Annotated in this window: 13 protein-coding genes and 1 tRNA gene; 10 read left to right on the top strand and 4 right to left on the bottom strand. The window is 72.1% G+C overall.

The annotated features are described in order from the left end of the window. Nucleotides 1-409: 409 nt before the first annotated feature. From VGD70_RS22285 to otsB, 4 genes are all read left to right on the top strand, one after another. Nucleotides 410-485, top strand: a tRNA-Thr gene (locus VGD70_RS22285). Nucleotides 486-958: 473 nt separating this feature from the next. Beyond that, entirely contained in the window at nucleotides 959-2407 is a 1449-nt protein-coding gene (locus VGD70_RS22280) for a threonine/serine ThrE exporter family protein (protein WP_331084358.1), read from the top strand. 163 nt (nucleotides 2408-2570) lie between these two features. Next, nucleotides 2571-4049 (top strand): trehalose-6-phosphate synthase, encoded by a 1479-nt coding sequence (locus tag VGD70_RS22275; RefSeq protein WP_331084356.1) that lies wholly within the window; start codon nucleotides 2571-2573, stop codon nucleotides 4047-4049. Between the two features lie 163 nt (nucleotides 4050-4212). Continuing rightward, complete coding sequence (otsB, locus tag VGD70_RS22270) at nucleotides 4213-6741, top strand: trehalose-phosphatase (protein ID WP_331084354.1); 2529 nt, start codon at nucleotides 4213-4215, stop codon at nucleotides 6739-6741. A gap of 198 nt (nucleotides 6742-6939) precedes the next feature. On the opposite strand, the gene VGD70_RS22265 is transcribed toward otsB, so the two are convergent. Continuing rightward, nucleotides 6940-7278, bottom strand: coding sequence for a metalloregulator ArsR/SmtB family transcription factor (locus VGD70_RS22265; RefSeq protein WP_331084352.1), 339 nt, complete (start codon nucleotides 7276-7278; stop codon nucleotides 6940-6942). A gap of 45 nt (nucleotides 7279-7323) precedes the next feature. Between VGD70_RS22265 and VGD70_RS22260 the strand changes: the two genes are divergently transcribed. Both VGD70_RS22260 and VGD70_RS22255 read left to right on the top strand, forming a co-directional pair. After that, nucleotides 7324-7815, top strand: coding sequence for a metallophosphoesterase family protein (locus VGD70_RS22260; RefSeq protein ID WP_331084350.1), 492 nt, complete (start codon nucleotides 7324-7326; stop codon nucleotides 7813-7815). A gap of 75 nt (nucleotides 7816-7890) precedes the next feature. Further along, nucleotides 7891-9096, top strand: coding sequence for an AMP-binding protein (locus VGD70_RS22255; RefSeq protein ID WP_331084348.1), 1206 nt, complete (start codon nucleotides 7891-7893; stop codon nucleotides 9094-9096). Nucleotides 9097-9103: 7 nt separating this feature from the next. On the opposite strand, the gene VGD70_RS22250 is transcribed toward VGD70_RS22255, so the two are convergent. After that, the gene (locus tag VGD70_RS22250) at nucleotides 9104-9502 is read right to left on the bottom strand and encodes an SSI family serine proteinase inhibitor (RefSeq protein WP_331084346.1); all 399 of its coding nucleotides are present in this window, start codon (nucleotides 9500-9502) and stop codon (nucleotides 9104-9106) included. Between the two features lie 129 nt (nucleotides 9503-9631). Here VGD70_RS22250 and VGD70_RS22245 point away from each other — a divergent pair, with 129 nt between their 5' ends. Both VGD70_RS22245 and VGD70_RS22240 read left to right on the top strand, forming a co-directional pair. Further along, on the top strand, nucleotides 9632-10117 hold the full coding sequence (locus tag VGD70_RS22245) for a GNAT family N-acetyltransferase (protein ID WP_331084344.1): 486 nt from the start codon (nucleotides 9632-9634) through the stop codon (nucleotides 10115-10117). Between the two features lie 13 nt (nucleotides 10118-10130). Further along, nucleotides 10131-10565 carry an RpiB/LacA/LacB family sugar-phosphate isomerase gene (locus VGD70_RS22240; RefSeq protein ID WP_331084341.1) on the top strand — a complete coding sequence of 145 codons (435 nt, stop codon included), beginning with the start codon at nucleotides 10131-10133 and terminating at the stop codon, nucleotides 10563-10565. Nucleotides 10566-10686: 121 nt separating this feature from the next. Here the strand turns inward: VGD70_RS22240 and VGD70_RS22235 are convergent, their stop codons facing one another. Together VGD70_RS22235 and VGD70_RS22230 are read right to left on the bottom strand one after the other, a co-directional pair. Further along, nucleotides 10687-11667, bottom strand: coding sequence for an aldo/keto reductase (locus tag VGD70_RS22235; RefSeq protein WP_331084339.1), 981 nt, complete (start codon nucleotides 11665-11667; stop codon nucleotides 10687-10689). Nucleotides 11668-11692: 25 nt separating this feature from the next. After that, the gene (locus VGD70_RS22230; protein WP_331084337.1) at nucleotides 11693-12244 is read right to left on the bottom strand and encodes a TetR/AcrR family transcriptional regulator; all 552 of its coding nucleotides are present in this window, start codon (nucleotides 12242-12244) and stop codon (nucleotides 11693-11695) included. 52 nt (nucleotides 12245-12296) lie between these two features. Between VGD70_RS22230 and VGD70_RS22225 the strand changes: the two genes are divergently transcribed. Further along, on the top strand, nucleotides 12297-13262 hold the full coding sequence (locus tag VGD70_RS22225; protein ID WP_331084335.1) for a DMT family transporter: 966 nt from the start codon (nucleotides 12297-12299) through the stop codon (nucleotides 13260-13262). Beyond that, a complete protein-coding gene (locus VGD70_RS22220) occupies nucleotides 13151-13927 on the top strand; it encodes a 2-keto-4-pentenoate hydratase (RefSeq protein WP_331084333.1) in 777 nt (258 codons plus the stop codon). The genes VGD70_RS22225 and VGD70_RS22220 overlap by 112 nt, the downstream gene beginning before the upstream one ends. The last annotated feature ends 9 nt before the right edge of the window (nucleotides 13928-13936 follow it).

The raw sequence follows: 13936 nt of genomic DNA, 5'->3' as shown, positions 1-13936 counted from the left end.
CTTGGTGAGGTCACTGCGGCGACTGATCTGGGCGAGGAGTTCGTCATCGCCATCGTGCCCTGTGTCGAATATGCGGTCGGGGCGGCGGCGCTTGAACCAGCTCATTCCCTGACGCTACCTTTCGCATTAATTCGTCATTTCCCGGCGCACGCCAATACTGGCCGCGGCTCAGGTGAGGTGAACGGGCTTGCCGTTGTAGTGGGGGCGCTGCGGGAACGAGACCTTGCGCAGATTCGTGCCGATGCTGCCTCTCGGGGTCGGCGAACCCCACCACCCCGTACATCCCGTCGTGATCGGTCAGGGCGATCGCGTCCACGGCGTGCGCGGCAGACCGACGCGAGCTGGCCACGGGCTGTGGATCGGTCGACGAGGACTCTCCGATAGGGTGCAGGGAACTGGCAGGGCCAGTGCCGGCATAGCTCAATTGGCAGAGCAGCTACCTTGTAAGTAGCAGGTCAGGGGTTCGAGCCCCCTTGCCGGCTCCAGTCGGTGAACCGTTCGAATGCCGTCCTTCGCAGGGTCTCGGTCCTCGGGCGGAGTCCTGGCGCACTTGACGCTCTGTGATCACCGACGCATGCTGTGGGCAGGTCGTCTCTGGGGAGACGACACCTGTGCTCGAACCCGGCGGCAGTAACGGTCGCCTTCCCAGGTTCATCGGCGTCGACCAAGCCGCCGGTGAGCGGGGTGTCTCGGCGATGACGCTGTATCGCGAGACCGCCAGCAGCTCCCATGGGGTCGATTCCAGTCGACGCGGTGTCACGTTTGGCGTCACGCTGAGCGTTCGCGCGCGGCGCGCGCCGACGCTTCCCCTGGTCAGTGGGGGCTACAGCGGCATCGGCCACGCTCGGTGGCCGGTGCTCATCGTAGGTCACGTGGGGGACGCCACGTGCCGCTCCCTTAACGCCGGCCGCGGGCGTTTCGATGAGCCCTGGGATAGCTTCGACAGCGAGCGATCAACATGGAGGTGAAGACCGTGTGGTTCGCGCAGCGGAACCGGTCCGCGCGGGCACACAACCCACCCCGGTTCGTCCGGGAACGGCGGGAGGACGGGCACGAGGCCAACGCCGTGCAGGGCCCGGCCCTGCCCGACGAGTCGACCGTCCATTTCGTACTCGACCTCGCCATTCGCATCGGCGAGGTGCAGATGTCCTCCGGTGCCGGCGCGTCGGACGCGACCGCCACCATCATCGCCGTCGCCAACGCCTACGGGCTGCCGCACTGCGAGGTCGACGTCATCTTCACGTCGATCACCGTCACCTGCCACCGCGGGGTCGACCACCCGCCGATCACCTCGCTGCGGGTGGTCCGCTCGCGCAGCCTCGACTACACCCGGCTGGCGCTGGTCGAGCGGCTGGTCCAGGACATCACCCGGGGGGAGATCTCCGTCCGGGACGCGCACATCGAGCTCAACAAGATCACCACCGCGCCGCACCCGTACCCGCGCTGGCTCGCCACGCTGGCCTACGCCGGGATGGCCGGCGCCATCGCCCTGCTGATCGGCGGCGACGCGGCGATGGCCGTGTTCGCCGGGGTGATCACCGCGCTGGTGGACCGGGTCGGCCGGCTGCTCAACAAGCGCGCGCTGCCGTTCTTCTTCCAGCAGGTCGTCGGCGGCGCGCTGGCGACGACGGCCGCGCTCGCCCTGGTCGCGAGCAACCTGCTGCCCGAACAGACGCGGCCCACGCTGGTGGTCGCCGCCGCGATCACCGTGCTGCTCTCGGGGCTCTCGGTCGTGTCGACCGTGCAGGACGCGATCACGGGCTACAACGTCACCGCGGCCGGCCGCACCATCGAGGTCTCGCTGATGACCGCGGGCCTCATCGCGGGCGTGGTGCTGGCGCTGAACGTGTCGGTCGGGCTCGGGCTGCCGCCGCAGACCCTGGCCGATCCGCTCACCCCGTCCGCGTTGCGGCTGCCGCTGCAGACCCTGGCCGGTGGCGCCGCGGCTGGCTGCTTCGCCCTGGCCAGCTACGCCACCCGGCGCGCGGCGCTCGTCGCCGCGGTGGCCGGCGCCGCGGGCGCGGGCGGGTACAGCGCGCTGGTGCTGGCCGGCGTCGGGACGATCGCCGCGTCGGCCGTCGCGGCGACCGTGATCGGCTTCACCGGTGGCCTGATCTCCCGGCGGCTGCGCATCCCGCCGCTGGTGGTGGCCGTGTCGGGGATGGTGCCGCTGCTCCCCGGCCTCACGACCTACCGCGCGTTGTTCGAGCTGGCCGTCGAGCGCACCATCAACGGCCTGCCGACGCTGATGATCGCCGCGTCGGTGGCGCTGGCCCTGGCCGCGGGCGTCGTGCTGGGCGAGTACCTGGCGCAGCCGGTCCGCTACGGCCTGGGCCGCCTGGAACGCCGTTTCGCCGGACCCCGGATGGCCGGCCCGCTGCGGCCCACCCGGCGCCGGCTGGACTGAGCCCGAACCGCTGTCGCGTAAGCGCTTTTGTTGCGGGATTATCTGGAACGATGCTCCATGTGATGCGGATTCCTTGCGGCGGGGGTACTTTCCGTCACCCACGTCGGCAAAAGGTTGACTAATCTCGAAGACCGAACGGGGTTTCGAGGGAGGCACGCCCGGCGTGACGGATGACAGCACGACCGACCTTCCGATCGGCAGCGGTGGCGGCACCGGCGGCGCGGACTTCATAGTCGTCGCCAACCGGTTGCCCGTCGACCTGGAGCGGCTGCCCGACGGCACGGAGAGGTGGAAGCACAGTCCTGGCGGGCTCGTCAGCGCGCTCGCGCCCTTCCTGCGCTCGCACAGCGGGGCCTGGGTGGGCTGGCCCGGCGTTCCCGACGTCGAGGTCGACAAGTTCGCCGACGACGGTATCTGGCTGCACCCCGTCACGCTGAGCTCCGACGAGGTGCGCGACTACTACGAGGGCTTCTCCAACGCCACCCTCTGGCCGCTCTACCACGACGTCGTGGCCACACCGGTGTTCGACCGCGGCTGGTGGGACAGCTATGTCAAGGTCAACCGCCGCTTCGCCGACGCGTGCGCGCAGATCGCCGCCGAGGGTGCCATCGTCTGGGTGCAGGACTACCAGCTCCAGCTCGTCCCCGCGATGCTGCGCGAGCAGCGCCCCGACCTGCGCATCGGCTTCTTCCTGCACATCCCCTTCCCGCCCACCGAGCTGTTCATGCAGCTCCCGTGGCGCGCGGAGATCATCCGCGGCCTGCTCGGCGCCGACCTCGTCGGCTTCCACCGGCCCGGCGGCGCGCAGAACTACCTGTGGCTCGCCCGCCGGCTCATCGGTCTCGAGCCGAGCCGCGGCGCGGTCGGCGTGCGCACCCGGCCCGGTGTCGTCCAGGTCGGCGACCGCTCGGTGCGGGTCGGCGCGTTCCCCATCTCGATCGACTCCTCCGGCCTCGACAACATCGCCCGCAGCCGCGAGACCATCCAGCGGGCCCGGCAGATCCGGGCCGACCTCGGCAACCCGCGCAAGATCATCCTCGGCGTCGACCGGCTCGACTACACCAAGGGCATCGACCTGCGCCTCTACGCGCTGCAGGAGCTGCTCACCGAGGGCCGGATCGACCCCAGCGAGGTCGCCATGGTCCAGCTCGCCACCCCCAGTCGCGAACGGGTCGAGCACTACCAGCGGATGCGCGGCGAGATCGAGCAGGTCGTCAGCCGGATCAACGGCGAGTTCGCCCGGGTCGGCCGGCCGGTCGTGCACTACCTGCACCAGTCGATCGACCGCAAGGAGCTCGTCGCGTTCTTCTCCGCGGCCGACGTCATGCTCGTCACCCCGGTCCGCGACGGCATGAACCTCGTCTGCAAGGAGTACGTCGCCTGCCGCCACGACCTCGGCGGCGCGCTGGTCCTCAGCGAGTTCGCGGGCGCCGCGGCCGAGCTCACCAGCGCGTTCCTGGTCAACCCGCACGACCTCGACGGGGTGAAGAACGCGATGCACGCCGCGCTCACCATCGACCCCGCCGAGGGCCGCCGGCGGATGCGGGCGCTGCGCCGCCAGGTGCTCACCCACGACGTCGACCGCTGGGCCCGCTCGTTCCTCGACGCGCTGCGACCCTCGACCCAGGAAGCCGTCACCTGATCTTCCCGGGTCGCGATTCGATGTCATTGACGGGCGATACAGTTCGGCTCTGCCGCCGTGTGCGACGTTGAGTTTGAGAACGAGTGTGAGCACACACCCCTTTCCGAGAGAGTCGAACGACCGTGACCGTTGAACCCCTGCCGGCGAGCACGAGGTCCGCGCCATGACCGCTGAGGCCCTCCCCGCGGAGCTGCGGCGTGCGATCGTCCAGATCGCCCGCACGCCGCGCCTGCTGGTTGCCTGCGACTACGACGGCACGCTCGCGCCGATCGTGGAGAACCCCGAGCAGGCCCGGCCGATGACCGAGTCGGTCGGCGCCCTGCGCTCGCTCGCCGGACTGCACGAGACCACCACCGCGGTGATCTCCGGGCGGGCGCTGCGAGACCTCGCGACGCTGTCCCGGCTGCCGTCGGAGGTGCACCTGGTCGGCAGCCACGGCTCCGAGTTCGACATCGGCTTCGTGCACGCGCTCAACGACGACGCCCGCCGCCTGCACCGCCGGCTCGAGCAGGAGCTGGAGCGGCTCACCGCCGACCAGACCGGGGTGCAGCTCGAGGTCAAGCCGGCCAGCATCGCCGTGCACACCCGGCGCGCCGAGCCCGACGTGTCCGCGCGGGTCTCCGACACGGTCCGCTCCGGCCCGTGCACCTGGGAGGGCGTGCAGGTCACCGAGGGCAAGGAGGTCATCGAGCTCGCGGTCGTGCAGACCGACAAGGGCCGCGCCCTCGACGTGCTGCGCCACCAGGTCGGCGCCACCGCCGCCGTGTTCGTCGGCGACGACGTCACCGACGAGAAGGCCTTCGCCCGCCTGTCCGGGCCCGACCTCGGCATCAAGGTCGGGGACGGCGAGACGCTCGCCGGGTTCCACATCGCCGACCCCACCGAGGTCGGCATGGTCCTCGCGTTCCTGCTGGAGGAGCGGCGCAACTGGCTCTACGGCGAGCAGGCCCCGCCGATCGAGCGGCTGACGATGCTGGCGAGCGAGCGCTCGGTGGCATTGCTCACCCCCGACGCGCGGCTCACCTGGCTGTGCCACCCCGAGCCCGACTCCGCCGCGGTGTTCGCCGACCTGCTCGGCGGCGCGTCCGCGGGGCACTTCTCGATCCGGCCGGAGCGCGGCGGGCTGCCGCTGGGCCAGCGCTACCTGTCCGGCACGATGACCGTGGAGACGCGCTGGTCGGGCCTGCTGGTCACCGACTACCTCGACCACTACTCCTTCGGCCACCGCACCGACCTGGTCCGGGTCATCTCCGGCACCGCGCAGGCCGTGGTCGAGTTCGCGCCGCGGCCGGAGTTCGCCCAGGTCCAGGTGCGGCTCATCCCGTCCGACGACGGCCTGCGGGTGCTCGGCACCTCCGACCCGGTCTCGCTGCGGGCCCCCGGGATCAGCTGGGAGATCAGCTCCGACGGCATGCACGACACCGCCCGCGCGGTCGTCACCCCCACGCCGGACAAGCCGGTCGTGCTGGAGCTGCGCTGCGGCACCAACGACCTCGACCCGAACAAGGTCCCCGAGCGCGAGCGGGCCGCCCGCTCGGCGGCGTACTGGACCGAGTGGCTCGACGGGCTCACCCTGCCGCCCGTCGAGAAGGACCTGGTGGCGCGCTCCGCGCTCACCCTGCGCGGGCTCTGCCACGCCGAGACCGGCGCGATCATGGCCGCGGCCACCACGTCGCTGCCCGAGGAGCTCGGCGGCATCCGCAACTGGGACTACCGCTACTGCTGGCTGCGCGACGGCGCGATGACCGCCAAGGCGCTGGTGTCGGTCGGCTCGACCGCCGAGGCCGAGGGCTTCCTCACCTGGCTGCACGGGGTGCTCGGCACGCTGCCGAGCCCGGAGCTGCTGCACCCGCTGTACACGATCGCCGGCACCACGCTGCCCGCCGAGGCCGTGATCGACACGCTGCCCGGGTACGCCGGCTCCCGGCCGGTGCGCGTCGGCAACCTCGCCAACCAGCAGGTCCAGCTGGACGTGTTCGGTCCGGTCGTCGACCTCGTCGCGGCCCTGTCCGAGGCCCGCGGCAAGCTCACCGACGACGACTGGCGGATGGTCTGCGCGATGGCCGAGGCCGTCGCGCGCCGCTGGCACGAGCCCGACCACGGCATCTGGGAGGAGCGGCACCGGCCGCGCCACCACGTGTACTCCAAGGTCATGTGCTGGCTCACCATCGACCGCGCGGTCAAGCTCGCTGAGGCGCACGGGCGTGAGGTCGAGCCGAGCTGGCCGGGCCTGCGCGACCAGATCGCCGAGGACGTCCTCACCAACGGCTGGAACGAGGAGGTCCGCTCGTTCACGACGGCCTACGACGGCACCGACCTCGACGCCGCCACCCTGCTGGTCGGCATGGTCGGCCTGCTCGACCCGAGCGACGAGCGCTTCCACGCCACGGTCACCGCCACCGAGGCCGAGCTCCGCAGCGGCTCGACGGTCTACCGCTACCACCGCGACGACGGCCTCCCCGGCAACGAGGGCGGCTTCCACCTGTGCGCGGCCTGGATGATCGAGGCCTACCTGCTCACCGGCCGGCGCACCGAGGCCGAGGACCTGTTCGCCCAGATCGTCGACGCGGCGGGGCCGACGGGCCTGCTGCCCGAGGAGTACGACCCGGTCGCCGAGCGTTCGCTGGGCAACCACCCGCAGGCGTACTCCCACCTCGGGCTCATCCGCTGCGCCCAGCTGCTGTCCGCCTGACGGCGACCATGTTGGCCGACCGGGACCGCCCGTATCTGGGCGGTTCTGGACGGCTTCGAGGGCGTGCCCCCGGTACGACCGAGTCGTACTCGTCGGTGACCACCGTGGTGGTCGACGGCATCGGGGTCGAGCCGGCCGGCTGACGGGAGCCGGTCTCCTCGGGAGGCCCGTACGCCCTCGCGGCGTGCGGGCCTTCCGCTATTCCTCGGCCCGGCGGCGGTCGCGCTTGCCGCGGGCGATCTCGGTGGCCAGCGCGCTCAGGTGCGGAGTCCAGAAGCGGCGAAAGTGGTCGAGCCACTGGTCGGCCTCGCGCAGCGGCGCGGGGTCGACGGCGTAGAGGCGGCGGGTGCCCTCGGCGCGGACCCGGGCGAACCCGTTCTCGCGGAGTACCTTCAGGTGCTGGGAGACGGCGGGCTGGGTGATGCCGAACTCCTCCTGCACGACCGCGGCCACCTCGCCCGCCGCCCGCTCGCCGTCGGCGAGCAGCTCCAGGATGCGGCGGCGGACCGGGTCGCCGAGGATGTCGAAGGCGTGCACGTCAACACGGTAACGGCCGGTTGGTATATAAGTCAAAGGTGAAATATGAGGGTTGTGGTCCTGGCCGACACGCACGCGCCGCGCCGGTGGAAGACCTGCCCGCCGCGGGTGGCCGACGAGCTGCGCGGCGCGGACGCGATCCTGCACGCGGGCGACGTGTGCGTGCCGTCGGTGCTCGACGAGCTGGCCGGGTTCGCGCCGGTGCACGTGGTGGCCGGCAACAACGACGGGCCGGACGTGGTGGCGTGGGGTGCGCCGGAGACGCTGTCGGTGGAGCTGGCCGGCCTGCGCATCTCGATGATCCACGACAGCGGCCACAAGGACGGCCGGACCGCGCGGATGCGCCGCCTGTTCCCCGACGCGGACCTCGTGGTGTTCGGCCACTCGCACATCCCGCTCGACCAGACCGGCGACGGGGTGCGGATCTTCAACCCGGGCTCGCCCACCGACCGGCGCCGGCAGCCGCACGGCACGGTCGGCGTGCTCGAGCTCGCCGATGGCGAGCTGGTGTCGGCGCGGATCGTCGAGGTGACCTGAGCGGGCCTCGAGCCGGGTTTGAGGCGGACGCGATGTCATGGTCGAGTGGTTCTCGACCCAACCAGGAGGTATGGCATGGCCCCGACGTTCGTCGACGTGCTCGGTGAGCGGTCCACGTCGTCCGGGCTCGCGTTCGAGGACGGCACCGACTCGGTGGGCTACGCGGAGCTGGACGCGCGGGCCCGGTCGATCGGCGCCGCGCTGGCCGACCGGGGGCTGGCGGGGGAGCGGGTGCTGATCCTGCTGCCGCCCGGCGTCGAGTACGTCCGCGCGCTGCTGGGTTGCTGGTACGCCGGCGCGGTGGCCGTCCCGCTCGACCCGTCGCGCGACCGCGACCTGGACGTGGTGCTCGACGACGCCGACCCGGCCGCCGCGATCGCCACCGCGCCGGTTCCCGGCGTCGTCACGTTGTCCACTGTGGACCTCCAGGCGTCGGCGTCCGCGTGGCGGCGGCCGGCGATCGGGCCGGACTCGCTGGCGTTGCTGCAGTACGCGGGCTCGCGCGGGGTGATGGTGAACCACGGCAACCTCGTCGCGTCCGCCCGGCAGACGTGCCGCCTGTTCGGTGCCGGTCCCGACGCCGGCGTGGTGAGCCGGCTCGCGCCCTACGGCGACCTCGGCCTGATGACCGGTGTCCTGCACCCGATCTACGCCGGCAGCCGGGCCACGCTGCTGTCCCCGCGGTCGAGCCCGGCCGAGTGGCTCACCACGATCTCCGCGACGCACGCCCGGATCAGCGGCGGCCCGGCCGCCGGCTTCGCCGCGGTCACCGCGCTGCCCGAGGTCGACCTGTCCGCCTGGGACGTGGCGTTCACCGACGCCCCGACGTCCACAATGGACTCATTCGCGAACCGGCTGGCCCCCAACGGGTTCCGCCGGGACAGCTTCTTCTCCTGCTACTGGCTGGCGGAGGCCACCGCGCTGGTGGCCGGCCGCCGCGGCCCCGCGGCCACCGAGTTCGACGCCGACACCCTGGCCCCGGGCCGGTTCACCAAGGCGCGCTGGGGCGGCACGCCGGTGGTGGACCGCGGCCGCCCGGCCGACGAGCTCGAGGTGGCGATCGTCGACCCGCTCACCGCGACCCGCTGCCCGGACGGCACCGCGGGCGAGATCTGGGTGTCCGGCCCGAACGTGGCCGTCGGTTACCTCGGCCGGCCCGACGTCAGCGAGCGCACGTTCTGCGCCCGGCTGCGCGGCTCGACCGACAACTTCCTGCGCACCGGCGACCTGGGCTTCCTCCACGACGGCGGCCTGCACGTGACCGAGGCGGTCGCCGCGTGAGGTCGCGCTAGAAGTCGAACACCACGCCGGTGTCGGCGCGCAGTGTGCAGCTGTTGCTGTACTTGTGCTTCCACCGCACGGACCGGCCCTCCCACCAGCCGCGGACGGACGCGACCACCGGCCGGTAGTCCATCGTGCAGGCCATGAGCTGCGGCATGCCGGGCAGCGCGTCGAAGTCGCCGGCCGCGGTGGTGACCTCGTCGCACGCGGGCTTGGGGCTCGGGTGCGAGCCGCCGGCCGGCTCGCACTCGAGGCGAACCTTGCTGGTGGCGCCCTGCGGGGCCTTGAGCGTGAGGGTCAAAGTGGACTGTGGGCGGTCGTCGGCGCTCGCGGTGCCGGTGAGGACGGCGGAGGACAGGAGGGCCACGACGGTCAGCAGCGTGCCGCTGAGCCGGAACGAAGTCATGCCTCCACAGTGGACCGCCTCCCGCGCGCGCGGGAGGCCGACTCGTCGGTAACGCCCGATCGTGTAGCCGTTGACTACCCAGCGAAAACGACTGGCGGTGGCGCCGGTCGGCCGGACATGCTGGCAGCCATGCGGATCCGAGAGGCCACCACCGACGACTGGGCGCAGATCTGGCCGTTCCTGCGTGACATCGTGGCGGCGGGCGACACCTATACGTGGGACCGGGATGTCACCGAGGAGCGCGCCCGCGACAGCTGGATGTCCACCCCGCCGGGCCGCACGGTCGTCGCGGTCGAGGGAGGGACCGTGCTCGGCACCGCGAAGATGGGCCCGAACCATCTGGGCCCGGCGTCGCACATCGCGAACGCGAGCTTCATGGTGCATCCCGCGCACGGTGGCCGCGGGGTCGGCCGGGCGCTCGGCACCCACGTGCTCGATCAGGCGAGGGCGGACGGCTACCGGGCGATGCAGTTCAACGCCGTGGTCGAGACCAACACCCGCGCGGTCGGCCTGTGGCAGTCGCTGGGCTTCGACATCGTCGCGACGCTGCCGGAGGGGTTCGAGCACGCGACCAAGGGTTTCGTCGGGCTGCACATCATGTACCGCAAGCTGTGAGAACCTCGAGGGCATGAGGATCGCGATCGCGGCCGACGAGCGGGTCGGGGTGGCCGAGGCAATCGCCGAGGAACTGCGCGGCCGGGGCCACGAACCGCTCCCGCACGGCGCCCTGAGCCCCGACGAGCGCGACGACTGGGCGTGGGCGAGCGAGGCGGCGGCCCGGGATGTGGCCGAGGGCCGCGCCGACCAGGCGATCGTGGCCTGCTGGACGGGCACCGGCGCCTCGATGGCGGCGAACAAGGTGGCGGGTGTGCGCGCGGCCCTGTGCGTCGACGCGGAGACAGCGAGAGGCGCCCGCCGCTGGAACGACGCGAACGTGCTGGCCCTGTCCCTGCGGCTGACGAGCACGCCCCAGCTGACCGAGATCCTGGACGCCTGGTTCGCCGGCACCCCGAGCGACGAGCCCACCGACCTGGCGAACATCCACCACGTGGACGAGATCTGAACCCCGCTGGCCCCCGGCCCCCGAGATCCAGCCTACCGGTGGGCACCGACGGTTTCGGTCGCCGCGAGCGGAGCCTGTGGACAGCTCCGGCGAAGCCCACCGTGCCGAGCCCACCGGCGGCCTAGGACTTCGGGGTCACCGGGTGCGGTCGGTAGGGCGCCTCCAACCGGCCCCGCTCCTCATCACTCAACACCAGCGACGCGGCGGCCACCGCGTCGTCGACGTGCTTCTCCTTCGTCGCCCCGATGATCGGGGCCGCCACCGCCGGGTTCCCCCGCAGCCACGCCAGCGACACCTGCGCAGCCGGCACCCCACGGTCCGCCGCGACCGCGCGCACCGCGTCGACCACGTCGAAGTCGTCGTCGGTGTACAGCTCCTCGGCGAAGCGGTCGCTGCCCGCGCGGGGCGTGTTCCGCACCCCGCCGCGCTCGCGGTTGCCCGCCAGCATCCCGCGCGCGAGCGGGCTCCACGGGATCATCCCCACACCCTCGTCGAGGCACAGCGGCACCATCTCCCGCTCCTCCTCGCGGTAGAGCAGGTTGTAGTAGTTCTGCATCGACACGAACGGCGTCCACCCGTGCGCCCGCGCGGTGTACTGCGCCTTCGCGAACCGCCACGCCGGCATCGTGGACGCGCCGATGTACCGCGCCTTGCCCGCCCGCACCACGTCGTGCAGCGCGCCCATCGTCTCCTCGACCGGCGTCTCCGTGTCCCACCGGTGGATCTGGTACAGGTCCACGTAGTCCGTGCCCAGCCGGCGCAGCGAACCGTCGATCGCCGACATGATGTGCTTGCGTGACAGGCCGCGGTCGTTGGGCCCCGGGCCGGTGGGGTAGAACAGCTTCGTCGCGAGGACGTAGTCGTCCCTGCGCGCGAACAGTCTGCCCAGCAGGTGGCCGGTGATCTCCTCGGTCAGCCCCTCGGAGTACATGTCGGCGGTGTCGAAGAAGTTCACCCCGGCGTCCACCGCCCGCCGCACGATCGGCTCGGCCTGCTCCTCGGTGAGGTACCAGACGCGCCGCTCCGGGTCGCCGTAGCTCATCATCCCGAGGCAGACCGGCGACACCTTCAACCCCGACTGGCCCAAACGCACGTAGTCCACGTGCTTGTTATACCGGCCTTGTCGATCAGCCCGCCGTACCAAGCAGGTTGCGTGCCGCGGCCTTCGCGTTGGCCAGCGCGTCGGGCTGGGCGGCCACCGCGAAGCAGATGATCGCGCCCTCGTGCACGAGGTGCAGCTGCGCGCCCACCCCGGCCGGCGCCCCCGCCTCCTCGGCGAGCCGCTCGTACAGCTCGCGCATCCACTGCTTCTCGGCCCGGATGACCGCGATCGCGGGGTGGTCGGCGCGGCCGAGCTCGGCGTGCGCGTTGACGAACGCGCAGCCGCACGTGTTGGCGCCGAGCCACGCCTCCAGCGCGTCGAGCGCCTGCACCGGCCCACGCCCGTGCTCGGCGAGCCAGGTCTCGACGTGTGCCCGCCAGCGCTCGAACCGCCGCCGCAGGTACAGCGCGACCAGCGCGTCCTTGGAGCCGAACCGGTCGTAGAGGGTCTTCTTGGTGGTGCCCGCGACCTCGGCGATCAGGTCGACGCCGACCGCGTGGATGCCGCGGTTGTAGAACAGGTCGCTGGCCGCCGACAGCAGCCGCTCGGCCGCCGGCGTCATCCGGATCGTGGTCATGGTCGCTCGCCTCCACTGACAGTATACCGACCTGTATGTTTACCTAGGTCGCATGAAGGTTCTCGCCGCGGTCGGCCTCGTCGTGATGTGGAGCTCGGGCTTCGTCGGTGCCCGGCTGGGCACCGCCGAGGCGCCCGCGGACACCCTGCTGGCCTGGCGCTACGTCGCCGCCGGCGCGGTGCTCGTGCTCCTCGCGGCGGCGCGCCGGCCGCGGGTCCGGCGCGGCGAGCTCGGCCGGCAGGCACTGATCGGGTTCCTCTGCCAGAGCCTGTACCTGGCCGGCGTCGTGACCGGCGTCGGCCTCGGCGTGCCCGCCGGTGTCGCCGCGCTGATCGCCGTGCTGCAGCCGCTGGTCGTCGGCGCGCTCGCCGGGCCGGTGCTCGGCCAGCGCGTGCGCCCACGCCAGTGGCTCGGCCTCGCCACGGGTGTCGGCGCGGTCGGCCTGGTCGTGGCCGGCGACGCGAGCGCGGGCGGGCCGGTGCTCGGGTACCTGCTGGTCGCGGGCGGCATGCTGGCGCTGTCGTCGGGCACGCTGCTCGAGCGGCGCTGGCGGCTCGACACGCCGCTGCTCGACTCGCTCACGATCCACTGCCTGGTGTCCACGGCCGCGTTCGTCACCTCCGCCGCCGTGGCCGGGCGGCTCGACCCACCGGCGACGGCCGGCTTCTGGTGGGCCGTGGCCTGGGTGGTCGCGCTGTCGACCTTCGGCGGATACGGTTGCTACCTGCTCGCACTCCGCGCGTTCGGCGCGACCGGGGCCAGCACGTTGCTGTTCCTCACGCCGCCGACCACGATGCTGTGGGCGCTGCTGATGTTCGACGAGCGGGTCGGCTGGCTCGGCGTGCTGGGCATGCTCGGCTGTGCCGGGTCGGTCTGGCTGGTGCTGTCCGCGAACGGGAGGGGCACATGGATCCGCAGGAGAAGGCGAAGCAGCTCTACGAGGCACGCCGCACCGGCGTCCCCGTCCCGCCGCTCACCGACGCCGACCCCACGCTCGGCGCCGACGAGGGTTACCTGATCCAGCAGGAGCTCGTGAAGCTGCTGCTCGCCGACGGCGACCGGATCGTCGGGCACAAGGTCGGCCTCACCTCCAAGCCGATGCAGCAGATGCTCGGCTTGGACTCGCCGGACTTCGCGCCGGTACTGGAGTCCACTGTGTACGCCGACGGCGCGGAGGTCTCGGTGGGCTCGTTCATCCAGCCCAAGATCGAGGCCGAGATCATGTTTGTGATGGGCGAGCGGCTGCAGGGACCGGGGGTCACCGCCGACGACGCGCGTGCGGCGGTGTCCGGGGTGGCCGCGTCGATGGAGATCGTCGACTCGCGGATCGTCGACTGGAAGATCCGCCTCGCCGACACGATCGCCGACCTGGCCTCCTGCGGCGCGGTCGCCCGCTCGGACCGGCTCGTGCCGCTGTCCGAAGTGGACGTCCAGCTCGTCGAGATGGTGTTTCGCCGCAACGGTGAACTGGTCGACAACGGCGCCGGCAGGGCCGCGCTCGGCGACCCGCTCGGCGTGGTCGCGTGGCTCGCGAACACCCTCGGCGAGCGCGGCGTGGCGCTGGAGCCCGGCCAGCTGATCATGACCGGCGCGCTGCACGCCGCGGTGCCGATGGCCGCGGGCGAGGTGTACCGCGCCGAGTTCGACCGGCTGGGACCGGTCACCGTCCGGGTCGTCGACTAGTCCGCCTCC

This window comes from Actinophytocola sp. (genome assembly GCF_036402745.1).
GTDB lineage: Bacteria > Actinomycetota > Actinomycetes > Mycobacteriales > Pseudonocardiaceae > Actinophytocola.
Note: the sequence above shows the minus strand (reverse complement) of the source record. Positions and strands in the feature narration are given on the sequence as shown.

What these genes read in the sequence shown, in the direction of transcription:
- VGD70_RS22280 (WP_331084358.1), top strand. Translation starts at nt 959, where the DNA reads ATGGAGGTGAAGACCGTGTGGTTCGCGCAGCGGAACCGGTCCGCGCGG.
- otsB (WP_331084354.1), top strand. Translation starts at nt 4,213, where the DNA reads ATGACCGCTGAGGCCCTCCCCGCGGAGCTGCGGCGTGCGATCGTCCAG.
- VGD70_RS22260 (WP_331084350.1), top strand. Translation starts at nt 7,324, where the DNA reads ATGAGGGTTGTGGTCCTGGCCGACACGCACGCGCCGCGCCGGTGGAAG.
- VGD70_RS22255 (WP_331084348.1), top strand. Translation starts at nt 7,891, where the DNA reads ATGGCCCCGACGTTCGTCGACGTGCTCGGTGAGCGGTCCACGTCGTCC.
- VGD70_RS22250 (WP_331084346.1), bottom strand. Translation starts at nt 9,502, where the DNA reads ATGACTTCGTTCCGGCTCAGCGGCACGCTGCTGACCGTCGTGGCCCTC.
- VGD70_RS22245 (WP_331084344.1), top strand. Translation starts at nt 9,632, where the DNA reads ATGCGGATCCGAGAGGCCACCACCGACGACTGGGCGCAGATCTGGCCG.
- VGD70_RS22240 (WP_331084341.1), top strand. Translation starts at nt 10,131, where the DNA reads ATGAGGATCGCGATCGCGGCCGACGAGCGGGTCGGGGTGGCCGAGGCA.
- VGD70_RS22230 (WP_331084337.1), bottom strand. Translation starts at nt 12,244, where the DNA reads ATGACCACGATCCGGATGACGCCGGCGGCCGAGCGGCTGCTGTCGGCG.
- VGD70_RS22225 (WP_331084335.1), top strand. Translation starts at nt 12,297, where the DNA reads ATGAAGGTTCTCGCCGCGGTCGGCCTCGTCGTGATGTGGAGCTCGGGC.
- VGD70_RS22220 (WP_331084333.1), top strand. Translation starts at nt 13,151, where the DNA reads ATGGATCCGCAGGAGAAGGCGAAGCAGCTCTACGAGGCACGCCGCACC.